The organism is Vitreimonas sp. (assembly GCF_036392335.1).
Lineage (GTDB): Bacteria > Pseudomonadota > Alphaproteobacteria > Caulobacterales > Aquidulcibacteraceae > Vitreimonas.
Map to the genome: position 1 here is coordinate 74,941 of NZ_DASVYD010000014.1, position 15,108 is coordinate 90,048.

At 64.0% G+C, this 15,108-nt stretch carries 19 protein-coding genes; 5 read left to right on the forward strand and 14 right to left on the reverse strand.

Annotated elements, in window-relative coordinates; genetic code table 11:
• Positions 1–27 precede the first annotated feature (27 nt).
• From VF769_RS02410 to msrB, 3 genes are read left to right on the forward strand one after another with little or no spacing between them, the layout of a single operon-like run.
• A complete protein-coding gene (locus VF769_RS02410) occupies positions 28–1,293 on the forward strand; it encodes an AAA family ATPase (protein ID WP_331006771.1) in 1,266 nt (421 codons plus the stop codon).
• Positions 1,290–1,703, forward strand: coding sequence for a hypothetical protein (locus VF769_RS02415; protein WP_331006772.1), 414 nt, complete (start codon positions 1,290–1,292; stop codon positions 1,701–1,703). Before VF769_RS02410 ends, VF769_RS02415 begins: the two co-directional genes overlap by 4 nt.
• A 49-nt stretch (positions 1,704–1,752) precedes the next feature.
• A complete protein-coding gene (msrB, locus tag VF769_RS02420; RefSeq protein WP_331006773.1) occupies positions 1,753–2,217 on the forward strand; it encodes a peptide-methionine (R)-S-oxide reductase MsrB in 465 nt (154 codons plus the stop codon).
• Here the strand turns inward: msrB and VF769_RS02425 are convergent.
• On the reverse strand, positions 2,214–2,438 hold the full coding sequence (locus tag VF769_RS02425) for a hypothetical protein (RefSeq protein ID WP_331006774.1): 225 nt from the start codon (positions 2,436–2,438) through the stop codon (positions 2,214–2,216). The two genes, msrB and VF769_RS02425, sit on opposite strands and share 4 nt — an antisense overlap.
• A 222-nt stretch (positions 2,439–2,660) precedes the next feature.
• On the opposite strand from VF769_RS02425, the gene VF769_RS02430 reads away from it, so the two are divergent.
• Both VF769_RS02430 and VF769_RS02435 read left to right on the forward strand, forming a co-directional pair.
• Entirely contained in the window at positions 2,661–3,404 is a 744-nt protein-coding gene (locus tag VF769_RS02430; protein ID WP_331006775.1) for an arginyltransferase, read from the forward strand.
• Between the two features lie 26 nt (positions 3,405–3,430).
• Entirely contained in the window at positions 3,431–3,922 is a 492-nt protein-coding gene (locus tag VF769_RS02435; RefSeq protein ID WP_331006776.1) for a cupin domain-containing protein, read from the forward strand.
• Here VF769_RS02435 and VF769_RS02440 read toward each other — a convergent pair.
• From VF769_RS02440 to VF769_RS02500, 13 genes are all read right to left on the reverse strand, one after another.
• Positions 3,919–4,440: a hypothetical protein gene (locus VF769_RS02440; RefSeq protein WP_331006777.1), complete on the reverse strand. Its 522-nt coding sequence runs from the start codon at positions 4,438–4,440 to the stop codon at positions 3,919–3,921. The genes VF769_RS02435 and VF769_RS02440 overlap by 4 nt on opposite strands.
• A gap of 157 nt (positions 4,441–4,597) precedes the next feature.
• Positions 4,598–5,425 (reverse strand): alpha/beta hydrolase, encoded by an 828-nt coding sequence (locus tag VF769_RS02445; RefSeq protein WP_331006778.1) that lies wholly within the window; start codon positions 5,423–5,425, stop codon positions 4,598–4,600.
• A gap of 56 nt (positions 5,426–5,481) precedes the next feature.
• On the reverse strand, positions 5,482–7,014 hold the full coding sequence (locus tag VF769_RS02450) for an acyl-CoA carboxylase subunit beta (RefSeq protein WP_331006779.1): 1,533 nt from the start codon (positions 7,012–7,014) through the stop codon (positions 5,482–5,484).
• On the reverse strand, positions 7,011–7,571 hold the full coding sequence (locus VF769_RS02455) for a hypothetical protein (RefSeq protein ID WP_331006780.1): 561 nt from the start codon (positions 7,569–7,571) through the stop codon (positions 7,011–7,013). Before VF769_RS02455 ends, VF769_RS02450 begins: the two co-directional genes overlap by 4 nt.
• A 9-nt stretch (positions 7,572–7,580) precedes the next feature.
• Positions 7,581–8,297: an ATP12 family chaperone protein gene (locus VF769_RS02460; RefSeq protein WP_331006781.1), complete on the reverse strand. Its 717-nt coding sequence runs from the start codon at positions 8,295–8,297 to the stop codon at positions 7,581–7,583.
• A 5-nt stretch (positions 8,298–8,302) separates the two neighbouring features.
• On the reverse strand, positions 8,303–10,105 hold the full coding sequence (locus tag VF769_RS02465) for a 2OG-Fe(II) oxygenase family protein (protein ID WP_331006782.1): 1,803 nt from the start codon (positions 10,103–10,105) through the stop codon (positions 8,303–8,305).
• Complete coding sequence (locus tag VF769_RS02470; protein WP_331006783.1) at positions 10,102–11,097, reverse strand: RluA family pseudouridine synthase; 996 nt, start codon at positions 11,095–11,097, stop codon at positions 10,102–10,104. Before VF769_RS02470 ends, VF769_RS02465 begins: the two co-directional genes overlap by 4 nt.
• The gene (crcB, locus tag VF769_RS02475) at positions 11,094–11,453 is read right to left on the reverse strand and encodes a fluoride efflux transporter CrcB (RefSeq protein ID WP_331006784.1); all 360 of its coding nucleotides are present in this window, start codon (positions 11,451–11,453) and stop codon (positions 11,094–11,096) included. Before crcB ends, VF769_RS02470 begins: the two co-directional genes overlap by 4 nt.
• Positions 11,450–11,959, reverse strand: a complete 510-nt coding sequence (locus VF769_RS02480; protein WP_331006785.1) for a CC0125/CC1285 family lipoprotein — start codon at positions 11,957–11,959, stop codon at positions 11,450–11,452. Before VF769_RS02480 ends, crcB begins: the two co-directional genes overlap by 4 nt.
• A 47-nt stretch (positions 11,960–12,006) precedes the next feature.
• Complete coding sequence (locus tag VF769_RS02485; RefSeq protein ID WP_331006786.1) at positions 12,007–12,720, reverse strand: RluA family pseudouridine synthase; 714 nt, start codon at positions 12,718–12,720, stop codon at positions 12,007–12,009.
• Complete coding sequence (locus VF769_RS02490) at positions 12,717–13,007, reverse strand: DUF6958 family protein (protein ID WP_331006787.1); 291 nt, start codon at positions 13,005–13,007, stop codon at positions 12,717–12,719. The genes VF769_RS02485 and VF769_RS02490 overlap by 4 nt, the downstream gene beginning before the upstream one ends.
• A 15-nt stretch (positions 13,008–13,022) precedes the next feature.
• On the reverse strand, positions 13,023–13,769 hold the full coding sequence (locus tag VF769_RS02495; RefSeq protein ID WP_331006788.1) for a Sir2 family NAD-dependent protein deacetylase: 747 nt from the start codon (positions 13,767–13,769) through the stop codon (positions 13,023–13,025).
• Positions 13,766–15,070, reverse strand: coding sequence for a replication-associated recombination protein A (locus VF769_RS02500; RefSeq protein WP_331006789.1), 1,305 nt, complete (start codon positions 15,068–15,070; stop codon positions 13,766–13,768). The genes VF769_RS02495 and VF769_RS02500 overlap by 4 nt, the downstream gene beginning before the upstream one ends.
• Positions 15,071–15,108 lie beyond the last annotated feature (38 nt).

Genomic DNA, 15,108 nt, shown 5'->3' on the forward strand with positions numbered 1-15,108 from the left:
GTCGCCAACAGGGGTGGTTAAATTCTCATGGCGAATGCGTACCTCGCCTTCGAGCAGGTCGACGAGGAACAGGCGCGCGCCATCGCCGCCGAGCTCGAACGCAACGGCTGGACGGTGACGCCGTCCGGCGGCGAACTGCGTCAGGCCGAAAAGCTGCCGGCTTTAGTGCAGACAATTGGTGAATCCCACATTGTCGTCGTGCTCGCCTCACGCGCGAGCCATGAGAGCCCCTGGTTGCAGCGCGAGGTCGCCGCCGCCCTCAACAACGGCCGGCACATCATCGTAGCGCACACCGGCGATCTGCCGGCGGAGTCCTGGATCCACGCCACGCTCGACACCAGCCAGGCCGTCGACCTGAGCCAAGGCGCGCATACCGAAGCGTTGGCGAAAATCGCCGACGCCGCCCGTACCGCAAAAAGCGGCGGTCGGGTGATCGCCATGCTCAACATCAAGGGCGGCGTGGGCAAAACGGTGCTGGCGGCCAACTTGTTTGCCGCCGCCCATTTGGCCAACAAGCGATCGATCGCGTTTATCGACCTCGATCCCCAGCACAACCTCACCCAATATTTCCTGTCGCCGGGCGAACGCCACCGCATACGCGACCGCAATCACACCATTTACGGCGTGCTCAACCCCCGCGGCGAACACAGTGTGCCCGCGATTGATCTTGGCGGCATAGCCATTCCTCTCAACCGCGCCCGCAAGGGCAAGGACGCGAATTTTGAGCTGGTCGCAGGCGATGAGCGGCTGTTTGAATTCACCCTTGATACCCGTTCGGATCGCGACAAAGCGGAAGCCTTCACCCGCTTTCGCGCGCTGGTGACCGCGCTTCGCGCCCGCAATGACGCGGTGGTGATCGACTCCAATCCGTGCGCGACGTTCTTAACGCGGCTGGCCATCACCACCGCCGACCACATCATCGCCCCGGTCCGCCCCGAGAAATACTCGCTCACCGGTTTGAACATGCTCGAACACGTGGTTCGCGAAGTAAGAGGCAGAGCCTTGCGGTCGTCGGAATTCTCGGTGTTGCTGAACGGCGTGAACGACCGCACCCGATCTGGCGAGACTGGCGACGCCGACGCGCTAACGCGCAGCGAGATCAACGCCGCGCCCTTCTTCAGCGGGGCGCTCCTCTCCGAGGAAATCCCCTATTCGGCGGTGCTCAAATCCGCGCCCACTGATCGCTTTGCCGCCAACCCCATCAATATCACGGCGATGATGCGCGTCGGCGGCCGCCCAGCCAAGGAAGCGTTGACCAACGCCGCAGCCGCCATTCTGAGGCGCGCGCAATGAAACTCGACGCCGCCCAGGCCAAATTGCTGCGCACGGCTTTCAAAGGCCGTTCACGCGCGGAACTGAAGCAGCTCTTTGCCCTCGTCCGCGCCCACGAGGACCGCGCCTTGCTGACCGCGGCGCTGCCGAACAAGAAGCCCACGCCGAAGCGCAAAGCCGATCCGCTCGTCCGAGAGTTGGAGCAAACGCTGAAGCCGATCATGGGGCCGTCGATCGAGAAGGCCGACATGCTGATCGAGCACCTTGCCAAAAAGCATCGCCGCAAACTGGGCATCGAGCCCAAAGGCCTCGCCGACGCCGCCAAGCGCCTGCGCGCGAGCAAGTTCACCGACGAGCAAATCCGCGCTGGCGCGCAGAGCCTGATGGCGCACTTGGCCAAGCTCTACGGCGACCGCGAAACGGTCGTGTAACCAGCGCCTAAACCTGGACGAACTGGGCTCCGCCCCCCAGGATAAACCTATGACATTCTCCCAATCCGGTTTCGACCTCAGTCCGCTAGGCGACGACGACCGTCTGCGCTTGGAAGCGGATTTGAACGAGGAAGAGCGCCGCGTGCTCCTGCATCACGGCACCGAAGCGCCCTTCTGCGGCGGCCTGCTCAATCAGAAGAAGGCTGGCGTGTATTGCTGCCGCCTTTGCGGTCTGCCGCTGTTCCGCCAGGACGCCAAGTTCGAGAGCGGCACCGGCTGGCCGAGTTTCACTGGTCCATATGATCCGGCCCACGTTGTCGGCATTGAGGACAATTCCTACGGCATGCGTCGCATCGAAACCCGCTGCGCGCGCTGCGACAGCCACCAAGGCCACGTGTTCCCAGACGGCCCGCCACCGACGCGGCTGCGCTATTGCATCAATTCGGCGTCGCTCAGCTTCGTGGCCGACGGCGAGGCTCTGCCCGATCCGCTCGGACGCGGCGAACACCTCTAAGTGCGCGCGGAAATCCGCAGCTGTTCGATCATGCGGTCGAGATCGCGCTGCATGGCGCGTTCAAGCACGTCCTCGGGAACACCATCGTGAAATCCGTCGAGCGCACGCCCGATGACGTGGCCGACGAGCAAACTCGCTTCATTCGCATCGCCCGTGAAAAGGCGAGCTTTGCGGGCCAGTTCTTCCTGGCGCGAAAGAATGGCCGTCACAGGTTGCGCCATGGCGCTCTCCTCTGTTTCGGGCCGAACGTTCCCCCAGTCCGGACGGCAGAGAGCTACGGTAGCAGAGTTTTCCCCAGATTGGAGAGGCAAAGCGCCCATCTCACCACATTTTAAGGGCGGAACGAGGATAGCGCGGACGTTGCAAGGCTTTGTTAAGCACGGTGGCGCGCAATGCGTCGGCTCTCTTGACGATCTGCAAGCTTCGGCGACGATGGATTTCGCGTGACCAAGCCGTTTCCAACCAAGAACCTCAGGTTCTTTCTGACCGCGCCCTCGCCTTGCCCCTATCTGCCGGGCAAACGCGAGCGGAAAGTCTTTACCGCGCTCGACGGCTATGATGCCGAAAGCCTGCACGATTTGCTGACGGATTCCGGTTTCCGCCGCTCGCAGAACATTGCCTACCGCCCGTCCTGCGAAGGCTGCGACGCCTGCATCTCCGCGCGCGTGCCGGTGGAACGGTTCGAATTCAATCGCCGCTGGCGCAAGATCATGACGCGCAACGCCGATCTGACGCGCGCGCTGAAGCCCGCCGAGGCCACCCACGAACAATTCTGGCTGCTGCGCCGCTACCTCACCTCGCGCCACGCCGAAGGCGGCATGGCTGACATGACATTCTCCGATTACGCCGCGATGGTGGAAGAAACGGCGGTGCACACGCACATCGTTGAATATCGCTACAGCGACGGCCCAAAGAACGGCGACCTCGCCGGCGCGGCTCTAGTCGACGTGCTCGGCGACGGCCTTTCGATGGTCTATTCGTTCTTCGACCCCGAAGAGAGCCGCCGTTCGCTCGGCATCTACACAATCCTCGATCACATTCAGCAGGCGCGCGCGTCGGGCTTCGGCCATCTCTATCTCGGCTATTGGATCCCGGGCTCCGAGAAAATGGACTACAAGGCCCAGTTCCGGCCGCTGGAATTGTTGCTCGCCGGCGCTTGGCGCACATTCGAGCCGGTGGAGTTCTGATCTACACTTGGTCACCGAGGTAGATCATGGCTGAGTCGAAAAAGGCGCTCTGGCGCGCAGGCGAAATCCAACCGGCGCTGCGCCCCTTCACGCAAAAGCTCAATCCCAATTCGCTTTTCCGCGCCGCCGGCCTTTCGCGTCTGGCCGGCATGAGCCGCGCGCACGTGAGCCTGGTGAAGCTGCCGCCCGGCAAGGATAGCTTCGCCTATCATGCGCACATGCTCGAAGAGGAATGGGTCTACATCATCTCCGGCCGCGCGGTCGCATTGATCGACGGCAAGGAACACGACGTCGGCCCAGGCGATTTCATGGGCTTCGCGACGCCGTCCGCGCCGCATCTGTTGCGCAACACGTTTGACGAGGAATGCGTCTATCTGATGGGCGGCGAGGACAAGCCGATCGATGTCGTCGACTACCCAGATCTCGGCAAACGCTATCTGCAGATGCAGACGGCGAAAGGTGCGGAATTTTACGAACTCGGCGAGCCGACTAATCCCTACGGCAAAGCGCAGGACTAGAGCACCACCCCTTCTTGCGTCCGCGCGCCGCGCGGCGCGCTATAGCCGAAGGTCGCGCAAAGCCGGCTTTGTGTTGCGCTTGAGCTCGGCGGCTCATCGCCGGTGAACACCAACACAGTGACCCGCGTGGCGCGCTCTTCATGCACCAGCGCCACGTATTGTGGCCGATCCGCGCCGCACAAGCTGGGCGCGCCCTCGCGCAGCACCTGCTGGGTCACGCGCCGCAGCTCCACATTCAACGCGCCCGGCCCCACAGCGATCGCGGCGTAGGAATCGCCGCCGCGCGCGACCAAATCATAGCCGCGCCGCGGCTCCAGCGTACGCGTGTAGAGAATGGCGCCCTTGCTAAACATGAGCCCCGCGCGCTCGATCGAGAGATCGCCGGTAAAGTGCTGCGCGGTGTCAGATGCCGCCTCATAGCGGCCAAGCACCTCCCGCGCCGGCGTTTCGTCGCGCGTTTGCAGCGTTTCACCGCAAGCGGCGAGCAGCAGGCAGATGATAATGAACGCGGCGCGCATGACCGCAATCTATGCGCCACACGCGCCGGCAGCGACCCCTCCCCGTCGCGCCATCGGCGCGGCTCGTCGCGTCAACTGAGCATATAAGTGCAGACACCACACAGCGACGTCGCCTGCTGTACTCCACACGAAGCGCGCAAACGCGATCGCGACGCGTTCATCGAAAATATCCTTCGCGGCGCAGGAATGCGCTCGCGAACGCGCCTGCTGCTTCGGAAATTGCCGGATCTGGCGCCGGCGTCTCGCGGTCATTGATGCCGGCAGGCGTGAAAAGGTGGCCATAACCGCGATAGATTTTCAGCACGCAGCGATCGCCAAAGCCCCGCATCGCATCGCAAAACGCCTGCGCCCCGCGCAGGGGCGTCTCGGTGTCGACATCGCCCTGCAGAATGAGCGTCGGCGGCAAACCCGCGCGCATATTGCTGAGCGGCGACAGCGGCCGCGCCGCTTCAGGCCCGCCCATCAGCTGCGCAAACCAACCATCGCGCTCCAGATCAAGCGCCGGCGACACCAACACGATCGCGTTTGGCCGCGCCAAGGCATCGTCGGATTGCGCCGCCGACACCGAAAGCTGCCCGCCAGCGGAGACGCCATAGGCCGCGATCATGGTCGGATTGATGTTCAACGCCGCTGCGTTGGCGCGCAGCCAGCGAAACACGCTGCGCGCATCGGCGCTGGACTGCGCCGGCGTCAAACTGCGCTGGTTGGCCAGCCGATAATCCACGGCCACCGCCAAGGCGCCCTGGCGCGCGAACGCCTCGGCGCGCGGATAAACCCAAGACGCATCGCCCACGACCCAGCCGCCGCCATGCAACAGCACCACAGCGCCACCCGGCGCAGCAGCATTCGGCTCTGGCGCGAAGATATGCGCCTCGAACATCGCCCCGTCCTCGGAGGTCAACCGCTCAATTCGCGACGGCGTCTGCGCGAACGCAGGCGTGAGCGCGGCGGCGAAAAAGGCGAACGTGCAGAAGAGAAAGCGCATCCACCACCCTTGACGCCCGAGCCCCGCGCCGCCACGCCAACGCGGTGGGACTGACCTCACAACGGAATATTGTCGTGCTTCTTCCAGGGGTTTTCTAGTTTCTTGTTCTTGAGCGTCATCAGCGCGCGAATGATCCGCTTGCGGGTTTCGCGCGGCATGATCACGTCGTCGATAAAACCACGCGACGCGGCCACGAACGGGTTGGCGAAGCGCGCCTGGTATTCCGCCGTACGCTGCGCGATCTTGTCGGGATCGCCAATGTCGGAGCGGAAGATGATCTCGACCGCGCCCTTGGCGCCCATCACCGCGATTTCCGCCGACGGCCAGGCGTAATTCACGTCGCCGCGCAAATGCTTCGAGCTCATCACGTCATAAGCGCCGCCATAGGCTTTGCGCGTGATTACCGTGACTTTCGGCACCGTGGCTTCGCCATAGGCGAAGAGCAGCTTGGCGCCGTGCTTGATCAGGCCACCCAGCTCCTGCTTCGTGCCCGGCAGAAAGCCCGGCACGTCGACGAAAGTCACGATCGGAATATTGAACGCGTCGCAGAAGCGCACAAAGCGCGCGGCTTTGCGCGAAGCATCGATGTCGAGCACGCCTGCCAACGTCATCGGCTGGTTGGCGACAATGCCGACGCTCGCGCCGTCCAGGCGGGCGAACGCTGTGATGATGTTCTTGCCGAATTCCGGGCCGATCTCGAAATAATCGCCTTCGTCGACGACCTTCTCGATCAGCTCCTTCATGTCATAGGGCTTGTTGGGATTATCCGGGATCAGGCGATCGAGCGAGGCATCCTCGCGCGTCACGTCGTCATAATGTGGGCGCGTCGGCGGCTGTTCGCGGTTCGACAGCGGCAGGAAATCGATCAAGCGGCGCATCTGCGCCAGCGTCTCGAAATCGTTCTCGAAGGCGCCGTCAACGACGCCCGATTTCGACGCATGCACACGTGCGCCGCCGAGCTCTTCATGCGTGACGATTTCATTCGTCACCGTTTTCACGACCTCGGGGCCAGTGACGTACATATAGGACGTATCCTTCACCATGAAGATGAAGTCGGTCATCGCCGGCGAATAGACGTCGCCGCCCGCGCACGGCCCCATGATCACGCTGATCTGCGGCACCACGCCCGAGCCTAGAATGTTGCGCATGAAAATGTCTGCGTAACCGGCAAGCGATTCCACGCCCTCTTGGATGCGGGCGCCGCCGGCGTCGAAAATGCCGATGATCGGCGCGCCGTTCTTGAGCGCCATGTCTTGCACTTTGACGATCTTGGCCGCGTGCGTGGCCGAGAGCGAGCCGCCGAGAACAGTGAAGTCCTTCGAGAACACATAGACGATACGACCGTTGATCGTGCCCCAGCCGGTGACGACGCCGTCGCCAGGGATGTTCTGATCGGCCTTGCTGAAATCATTGGCGCGCGCTTCGACGAACATGTCGAATTCCTCGAACGAGCCTTCGTCCATCAAGAGTTCGATGCGTTCGCGCGCGGTGAGCTTGCCCTTGGCGTGCTGCGCCGCCATGCGCTTCTCGCCCCCGCCGGCGCGCGCAGCTTCACGCTTGGCTTCAAGGGCTTCGATGATGGTTTTCATGGAGTCGTTCCGGTGCTGATTGCTAACGATGCGAGGAATGCGCGTAGCTCTTCGAGACGCTCCTCAGTTGAGGTGACGGTTTGAACACGGCAGGTCAGCAGGTAGATGACGCCGCTTTCCGAATTCGCGAGGTTGAAGGCGCGTTGCAGATCACGCTCGGCGCGTTCGCCAATCCCGCGTTCAGCGTCCGAGCTAAAAACATGTACGCCGCTCAGAGTGTCTGACGAATGGCCGTGCAGCGTGTCGAAGTTCCGGGCCGAAAGCCAATCCTGCGACCAGCGATCCAAAATCAGATTCAACTCGTCCTGCCGCAAAGCTGGGCCGCCAGGCCGCGCTGCCTGCTCGCGCAGCGAACACACGCGCAAGTCGTCGGAGCCAAAAGTCGCGGGCGTTATCATTAGCAACGTGCCGGGGCCTCCAACATCTACGTTGGTCCATCCAGCAGGCAGTGTCAGACTGATCGCCGCATCTGGCGTCGTCCAAACCTGACCGTTTTGCGCGCGCGCGATACTCGGCGCAGCAAGAAATAGTAACGCAGCAACAACAGCAGCACGCATTCTGTGTCCCTACCCCAGCGCCGCCACAAACCGGGCGATGTTTTCGAACTCGGCGCGCTGTCTGTCCAGCCTTGCCTGGGCTTCCGCATCGGCGCCCCATTTTTCCTGGGACCAGAGATCGTCCAAGGCGGCCGCCTCGAAAGCTGCCTTAGGCGTCACTTTGCCATGCAGCACCGCGAATCCGATGATCGCGGAGCCGGCGAGGCCTGAAGCCTGCGCGAGCGCGGTGAGGCGGAAATCGTCCAAGGCGAGAGCGGCGGCGCGGAGTTTCGCCAGCTCACCCTGCGGCACGTTCGCGGGGAGAATTCCGGTCACAACCGGCAGGTCGGCGCCGACAAACGCATGCAGCCAATCACGCAGCGACGACCAATGCTTGTCCTGGTGCGCGACGAGATCGGCAGGCGAGTCCGCGCGATGGCAGCAAAGATCGGTCTCGCCAAACTTGGCGATGTAATCGGCCACCTCCTCGCGCTTCGGCGCCGTCGCGTCGATCGCGGCGAAGGCGAATTGGGTGAGCGGCATGCGCGTGGGGATGATGTGCTCGCCTTGCGCGTTCCATTCCTCGACCATCGCGTCGGCCAGAGCGCGCGTGGGCGCCGTGAAGGCCGCGCCCTTCGGCGTCTTCAAGCGGCGCTCGTCGAGCTTCAACGCAAAGCCGCCACCGGCTTCGAACACGGAGGCATGCTTGTAGAATTTGCGCGGATATGTGGTGACAGGCGTTTCCATGGCTCTCAGCTCGGCACGATGTCGAAGGCCGCGCTCAAGCGCTCAGGCCCTTCGAACGCAGAGGTGCCGTGCCACATGTAGGAAGGAAAGAGCACCAATTGCCCCAGTTTAGGCTCAAGCCATTTCTCAGGCCCGCACTTGGCCGGCGGCCGGTTGGGTTCGCCAAATTTGAGCCAACCATGGCGCGGGTCCTGCGGCCGCTCCGGCGGCAAGATGGCGACGTAATAGGCCGAACTGATCCAGCCGCGATCATGCGTGTGGTTCGGCAGGTAGCCGCCCGCCTGCACCCTGGCCGACCACAGCCCCTGGAAGCGGAAACGCTCGCGCGTGCGGCGCAGGAACGGATGGTGGGGCTCGGCCTTGAGGCGCGAGATGTAATCGCGCACGGCGCCTTCCACGGCATTGAGGAAACCCTTGATCGCGGGATCGGGCGAATGCAGCAGATTGCGATTGGTCTGCGAGCCGTGCGGGATCTGATGATCGAGCGGGTTCACCGCGCGATGCTGTGCGCGCAACACATCCGCCAGCGAGGCGTTGAAATTCTCGGCGGTGAAATAGCCGCGCGGCGGCGCGATCTCATAGACGCGCACGAAGCGCTCATAATCGCAAATGTCGGGATAGAACGCATCGCCCATCATGCGCAGCGCGGTGGCTTCGCAGGCGATCAGATATTGCTCATCCTGATCCGCCTCGCGCAGCATGCGCGTGATCGCCAGCGCCTCATCCGGCCGGTTGGCGCGCAGCAATGTCGACAGGAGATTGCGCTGCGCCGAGCGCGAGTGCGGGGCCAGCTCCGCCACGCGGCGCAGCGCCTTCAAACCTTCTTCGGGTTGGTTCAGCTCGTCGAGGATAATGCCGTAGGCGCTGAGCAAGGCCGGCGTGTCGGGCGCCAACCGGATGGCGTGCTCCAACGTGTCGCGCGCCCGTTCGCGCATGCCGGCGCGGTGTTGGGAATCGGCGATCACCAGGCGCAAGCCAATGTCGCTCGGCCGGTTCGACCAAGCATCCTCCAGCGGCGAGGTGCTGCTTTCTCCCTCGCCGCGCAGAAAGCGCATGCGTGCGAGCGTACTATAAAGCGGATGCGACGCGGGCCAGAGCTCCAGCGCCTGCTCAACCACCGCTTCCGCTTCCTTTTTGCGCCCCTCCGCGAACATCGTCCGCGCGTAGTTCAGCGCCAATTCCGGCGAATCCAAATCCTTCTTGGCGAGGCCCTCATAGATGTCGAGCGCCTCCTTGATCCGGCCGACGCGCTCCAGCGCGTTCGCGTAATTGTAGCGCAGCCCGCGAAACTTGGGACCGCACTGCAGTGCCGCCAATGAATCGTTCAGCGATTCCTCGAAGCGCTCCTGCACGCGATGCACTTGCGACAACAGCGTCCAGGTTTCCGCGTCCGGCTGCGCGTGCACGCACGCCCGCGCCTCCCGCTCCGCTTCCACGATGTCGCCCGAAGCCAGCAGGCATTGCACCAGATTGATGCGCACCATGGTCACTTCGGGCCGCAGCGCGATCGCGGCGCGATAGACGCGGATGGCCTCCTTGAATTGCCCGCGCGCCTGCAGCACCACGCCCAGATCGTTATAATAGGCGCCTTCGCTCAGATTGTGCGCGACAGCGCTACGGAAATGGCGCTCGGCCTCTTCCAGCTGATTGCGCGCCTTCTTGATGAGCCCCATCAAGTGCAGCGCTTCGGCGTCGGTCTTCAGCGTCTTCAATACAGGCGCAAGCAAACGTTCAGCGCCCTCCGCGTCGCCCTGGCTCAGCAATTCACGGCTGGCCAAAGCGATGGCGGAGGCTTCCGCCGCATTCATCGATTGCCCTCGAACGGCTCGAACGGGTCCTTGGCGTCGCGTTCGTCAAAGCCCAACAGATCGAAGATGGCTTTCATGTGCGGCGGCAGCGGCGCCACCACTTTGAGCTCCCCGCCCGACGGATGCGGCAGCCGCAACGCCCGCGCATGCAGCAACAACGCGCCGGTCAAATCATTCGGCGTTGGCCGATCGCATTTGTATTTCGGGTCGCCCGCTATGGCATGCCCCATCTCGGCCATATGAAAGCGCAGCTGGTGCGTCCGTCCCGTCACCGGCCGCAGCGCCACCCAAGCCGCGCGCCCCGCCGCTTCCGACATCACGACATATTGCGTCACCGCGTGGACCGCGCCCTCGTCCCATTGCACCGCGCGTTGCATCATCTCGCGATCGGCGTCATGCGCGCCAGGCGCCTTGCGCATCCAGGAGCGCAGCTCGCCAATCTTCGGACGCGGACTGCCGACCACGACAGCCCAATAAATCTTATCCGTGTCGCGATCGCGGAACGCTTCGCCCAGAAACGCCGCCGCGCGCGGATGCCGCGCCAGCACCAAGCAGCCGGACGTATCGCGATCCAGCCGGTGCACCAGCTTCGGCCGCTTCTCGTTCTCGAACTTCAGCCCATCGAGCATGCCGTCGATGTGCCGCATGGTCTTCGCACCGCCCTGCACCGCGATCCCATGCGGCTTGTTCAGCACGATAACGTCGTCGTCCTTGTGCAGCACAAGCGAGCGGATGAAATCCTCGTCCTTGCGCGAAAGCCCGCTCACAGGCGCGCGTGGCGCTGCCTCCGGGATCGGCGGAATGCGCACGCTCTGGCCCGGGTTCACGCGATCCGACGCTTTAACGCGCGCGCCATCGACCCGCACTTGGCCAGTGCGGATCATCTTCTCGACTTGGCCCTGTGTCAGATGCGGGTAGCGCCGGCGCAGCCAGCGGTCGATCCGCGCCACGCCATCGTCTTCACCCACTTCGACGGTCTCGACCGACCTCATATGCGCCCCAAACTATAACCCAGCCAGCACGCGCCCACGCTCAAGATGAGCGAGGCCAAAACATAGAGCATGGCTGGCGTTGGTCCCTGCTCCATAAGCCGCACCGTCTCCAGCGAAAACGCCGAAAACGTGGTGAAGCCGCCCAGAATGCCGACGCCGAGGAGCAAACGCAGGTTCTCCTGCTCGGGCCCGATACGCGCGGCCAGCAGGCCCATGGCGAAGCCGCCGACGATGTTAACCGTGAGCGTTCCCCACGGAAAACCCAAGCCCATCCAGCGCGCGGCCGCAAAGCCCACGCCGTAGCGCGCCACCGATCCCAGCGCCCCGCCCAGGGCCACGAGCAGCACTTGCATCATCGCGCGGGCGCGAGCCGTGCGCGGATGTTCGCCGCCACCGCGCGCGCGTCATACGCATTCGGGTCATCCGGCTTCACGCCTTCGCCGAAGCGCACTTCCAGCGTCGCCGATTGCGCGCGTTGGCCGGCCGTGCCGCCGATCGGCACGTTTACACCAACACTTACGCCGCCGCCGCTACGTCCGCCCCAGGAGCCCGCGCCAATGCCGACGCCCACGCTCGGCCCCGAACGACGTGTCGCATCTTCGTCCAGCGTGCGGCGATCGACCCAGAACCAGTCGCGCCCGTTCTGCAGCGTCAGCTCCGCCGCGCGCAGCAGCGCATAATCCTGCACCAGCGCCGCATCCGCCGCGCCCGGGGCGCGATACGTCACGAAATAGCGGTTCGACTCGATCGCCGTTTCCGAATAGCCGGCGCCGCCGCTGCGGGCGGCGGGCGTGTAGGTCGGCGTCGATGCGCAGCCGGCGAGCGCCGCGAGCGCTCCGACAATCAGCACGTGTTTAAGCATGGGCCTAGTCCTTGCTGGAATCCCTCCCCGCCAGCCTAGCAGCTAGATCAGCTACGCGCCTGCTCAAGCCCAAGTGATTTGAGCGCAATCTGGAACGCCGCGGGCGTCGGCGCCTCGAAAAGCCGGCGCCCACCCGCTGGATGCGGAATATCGAGCGCCGCCGCATGAAGCATGAGACCCGGGATTTCGACCCCGCCGACGCTAAACAGGCCGCCGTATTTGCCGTCCCCCGCAATCGGCCGGCCGATGGCCGCCAGATGCGCGCGCAGCTGGTGCATGCGGCCGGTCTCGGGACGCAGTTCCACCAGCGCCGCCGCCGGTGTCGCCACCAGGGTGCGGTAGCGCGTCAGCGCGCTTTGGCCGTCGCGCGCGACCTCCATGATGTCGAGCCCGCGGCGCGAGGATTTCTTCAGCGCCAGATTGATCTCGCCCTCCGCCGGCTCCGGCGCGCCGCCGCAAACGATGGCGAGATAGGTCTTTTGCGCATCACGCCCAGCGAACGCCGCCGACAGAAACGCCGCGGCGGGCTTGGTCCGCGCCGCCACGATCACGCCGGAGGTTTCACGGTCGAGCCGATGCACCAAGCGCGGACGTTTGCCGTTCGATTTGGCGAAGGCGCCAAGCAAGGCTTCCAGACTGCGCGCAACCCCCGAGCCACCCTGCACCGCCAAGCCGGAGGGTTTGTTGAAGGCAAGCACCTGCGCGTCTTCATGGATAAGAAGCGATCGCGCGTACTCGATGTCGGCCGGAGAGAGAATCACGCGCGGCGCCACCGCAATGGCTTCGTCGGGTCACGCACCACAAAGCCTTTGGCTTCCAGATCGAGCTGTACGGTTTTTGTCCACCAAGTCGTGGTGGTTCCAGGGAACGTCTCCAAGGAGAGCGCATTACGCATGGCCGTCATCATTTCGTGCTGCGTCATGCCCGGCGGTTTTTTCGGCAGTACTCTGAGCATGGCCGCGCGCGTAGCGGCATATTTCACGGCATCGACGCGCTCGGTCTTACCCGGGTGATTGACGTTCTCAACCAGCGTCATTTCGCGCGCCATCTCAAGCCTCCTTGCTCATTCCAGCAACGCCAATGTCTCTGTGAGCAGCGGCCCGATCTCCTCCTGCAGCGACAGGTCCGCGATGCGATCGAAATCCGTGGGTTCGCGGTTCACGATCGCCAGTATCGCGCCGGCCTCCTTAGCCACGAGCGGCAAGCCAGCGGCCGGAAACACCACGAGCGACGACCCCAGCACCAAAAACAGATCGCAGCGCTCCGCATGCCAGGTCGCGCGCGCCATCTGCTCTTCGGGCATGGGCTGACCGAACGAAATCGTCGCCGTCTTCAGCAAGCCATTGCACAGCGTGCAGGTGATCTCCTCGTCCGCCCGCCAACGCGGCTCGAGCGGCTCTAGCTCATAGCGCTGCGCGCAATCGAGACACTTGGCGTAGGACGCGTTGCCATGCACCTCGATCACATCGTCCTCCGGCGCGCCGGAATCCTGATGCAGATTGTCGACGTTCTGCGTGATGATTGATTTCACCTTGCCGGCCTTCAGCAGCGCGGTGACCGCGTAATGCCCCGCATTCGGCTGCGCGCCTGTCCATCCCGCAGTGCGATTGAACACACGCGTCCAAGCTTCGCGGCGCGCGTCGCGGGAGCGAACGAAATCCTGAAACATGATGGGCTTCATCTTGCTCCAGACGCCGCCCGGGCTGCGGAAATCTGGAATGCCGCTTTCCGTTGAAATGCCCGCGCCGGTGAAAACCACAATGTTTCTTGCGGCATTGATGTGACGCGCCAGCGCTTGGGCGGGGCTCACGATTTTCGCTCCGCGCGAATTTTTGCCCGATGCTCCAGCCGCTCCTTGATCGCCCCTTCGCGACCGCGCCCCTCCGGCTGGTAAAACACGCGCCGTTTCATCTCGTCCGGGAAGTAATTCTGACCCGAGAAGCCGCCCTCGGCATCGTGGTCGTAAGCATAGCCAGAACCGTATCCCAGATCCTTCATCAGCTTTGTCGGCGCATTGCGAATATGCATGGGCGGTCCGAGCGCCCCCGTCTCCTGCGCCGCCGCTTTCGCCTGCTTCCACGCCGTGTACGCCGCGTTGGATTTCGGCGCGGTCGCCAAATGGATCACGGCTTGCGCCAAATGGAGCTCCGCTTCCGGCGGGCCAATGAAGTGCACCGCGTCCTTCGCGGCGTTGGCGATCAGCAGCGCAGTCGGATCAGCGAGCCCAATATCCTCCGCCGCAGCGCGTACCAACCGGCGCGCGATAAACAGCAAATCCTCGCCGCCATCGACCATGCGCGCCAGCCAATAAAGCGCCGCGTCCGGATCGGAGCCGCGTATGCTTTTGTGCAGCGCGGAGATGAGATTGTAATGCTCCTCGCGATCCTTGTCGTAGGCGGGGGCGCGCTTCTGCAGCAATTCGCCCAAGGCTTTCGCATCGAGCGGCTGAACCGTCTTCAGCGCGAACAATTCCTCCGCCAGCGTCAGCATGTAGCGCCCATCGCCATCGGCGAGATTGGTGAAGGCGATGCGCGCGTCGTCGGTGAGCGGCAGCTTCTTGCCGAGCAGAGCTTCGGCGCGCTGCAACAGCAGCTCCAACGCATCGCCATCTAACCGCTTCAGCACGAACACCTGCGAGCGTGAGAGCAAGGCCGCGTTGATCTCGAAGCTCGGGTTCTCGGTCGTGGCGCCCACCAGCGTCACCACGCCCTGCTCCACGTAAGGCAAGAAGCCGTCCTGCTGCGCCCGATTGAAGCGATGGATTTCGTCCACGAACAGCAATGTGGATTTGCCGGAGGCGCGGCGGCCTCGCGCCGTCTCAAACGCCTTCTTCAGATCGGCCACGCCGGAGAACACCGCGCTGATCTGTTGAAACTCCAGGCCGGTCTCTTCCGCGAGCAGCCGTGCAATCGTGGTCTTGCCGACGCCTGGCGGCCCCCACAGGATCATGGACGCCAGCCGTTTCTGCCCGACCATGCGACCGATCGGTCCCTCGGCCTTCAGCAGATGATCCTGGCCGACGACTTCGCTCAGCCTGCGCGGGCGCAAGCGCTCCGCTAGCGGCGTAGGCGCGCCCTGGTCGAGGCCGGCGGCGGCGAACAAATCAGACATCGCCGCCAATATGAGGCTTCGCGGCAGCCGACGCCAAT

Bases quoted from the DNA above. Each gene is read 5' to 3' on its own strand.
- VF769_RS02410 (WP_331006771.1), top strand. From the start codon at position 28: ATGGCGAATGCGTACCTCGCCTTCGAGCAGGTCGACGAGGAACAGGCG.
- VF769_RS02415 (WP_331006772.1), top strand. From the start codon at position 1,290: ATGAAACTCGACGCCGCCCAGGCCAAATTGCTGCGCACGGCTTTCAAA.
- msrB (WP_331006773.1), top strand. From the start codon at position 1,753: ATGACATTCTCCCAATCCGGTTTCGACCTCAGTCCGCTAGGCGACGAC.
- VF769_RS02425 (WP_331006774.1), bottom strand. From the start codon at position 2,438: ATGGCGCAACCTGTGACGGCCATTCTTTCGCGCCAGGAAGAACTGGCC.
- VF769_RS02435 (WP_331006776.1), top strand. From the start codon at position 3,431: ATGGCTGAGTCGAAAAAGGCGCTCTGGCGCGCAGGCGAAATCCAACCG.
- VF769_RS02440 (WP_331006777.1), bottom strand. From the start codon at position 4,440: ATGCGCGCCGCGTTCATTATCATCTGCCTGCTGCTCGCCGCTTGCGGT.
- VF769_RS02445 (WP_331006778.1), bottom strand. From the start codon at position 5,425: ATGCGCTTTCTCTTCTGCACGTTCGCCTTTTTCGCCGCCGCGCTCACG.
- VF769_RS02450 (WP_331006779.1), bottom strand. From the start codon at position 7,014: ATGAAAACCATCATCGAAGCCCTTGAAGCCAAGCGTGAAGCTGCGCGC.
- VF769_RS02455 (WP_331006780.1), bottom strand. From the start codon at position 7,571: ATGCGTGCTGCTGTTGTTGCTGCGTTACTATTTCTTGCTGCGCCGAGT.
- VF769_RS02460 (WP_331006781.1), bottom strand. From the start codon at position 8,297: ATGGAAACGCCTGTCACCACATATCCGCGCAAATTCTACAAGCATGCC.
- VF769_RS02465 (WP_331006782.1), bottom strand. From the start codon at position 10,105: ATGAATGCGGCGGAAGCCTCCGCCATCGCTTTGGCCAGCCGTGAATTG.
- VF769_RS02470 (WP_331006783.1), bottom strand. From the start codon at position 11,097: ATGAGGTCGGTCGAGACCGTCGAAGTGGGTGAAGACGATGGCGTGGCG.
- crcB (WP_331006784.1), bottom strand. From the start codon at position 11,453: ATGATGCAAGTGCTGCTCGTGGCCCTGGGCGGGGCGCTGGGATCGGTG.
- VF769_RS02480 (WP_331006785.1), bottom strand. From the start codon at position 11,959: ATGCTTAAACACGTGCTGATTGTCGGAGCGCTCGCGGCGCTCGCCGGC.
- VF769_RS02490 (WP_331006787.1), bottom strand. From the start codon at position 13,007: ATGGCGCGCGAAATGACGCTGGTTGAGAACGTCAATCACCCGGGTAAG.
- VF769_RS02500 (WP_331006789.1), bottom strand. From the start codon at position 15,070: ATGTCTGATTTGTTCGCCGCCGCCGGCCTCGACCAGGGCGCGCCTACG.